At 61.7% G+C, this 564-nt stretch carries 1 protein-coding gene; it reads right to left on the bottom strand.

All coding sequences use genetic code 11. The features are described 5' to 3' along the window. A partial coding sequence (locus EN893_RS37100) for a MipA/OmpV family protein (RefSeq protein ID WP_164901552.1) occupies positions 1-564 on the bottom strand: 564 nt, incomplete at both ends.

The following is a 564-nucleotide window of genomic DNA, read 5'->3' as shown; positions in this document are numbered from 1 at the left end:
CCATCCAGCTCTCGTCGAGCATATATGTGGCGGAAATCGAAAAATCGGCGCGCTTCAAACCGGCACCGGCATCATAGCGCGCCAGCCCCGAGCGAGCCGATTGTTCGGGCGTGACACCAAAATAGGCCTGCATGTAATTTTCGTCGGCGAAGACGGCGGACGCGCTGGCGCCGATCATCAACGATTGAGACAGAGGCCGGGTCACCTCGATCCCCACCCTGCCCTCAAGGCCATCGCTGCCGCCGATGGTCTTGTCGAGTTGCGCGAATATTTCGGCCGGACCGAACTTCGCCGCTGCCTTCACGCCGACCGTCGCGCCCATGTCGACGTCCCCCAAGCCGCGCAGATGGTCGGAGTCGTCTTCCTTGCGGCCCATCTCGTAGCCAAGCCGAGCGCTGAACGCGAACGGTCCTTGTTCATAGACGGCGATGTTGGCACCTGTCGGGTCGATCGTCACCGTGTCGAGGAATGTCGCCGTGACGAAAGGCACCGGCATGATCTTGAACTCATTGCTGCCTTCGTATTTGGGGACGATGATGGCGCCGCCGCCGACCACGACATGCC

Source organism: Mesorhizobium sp. M7A.F.Ca.CA.004.04.2.1 (genome assembly GCF_004022825.1).
GTDB lineage: Bacteria > Pseudomonadota > Alphaproteobacteria > Rhizobiales > Rhizobiaceae > Mesorhizobium.
This window is presented reverse-complemented; position numbering and strand designations above follow the sequence as displayed.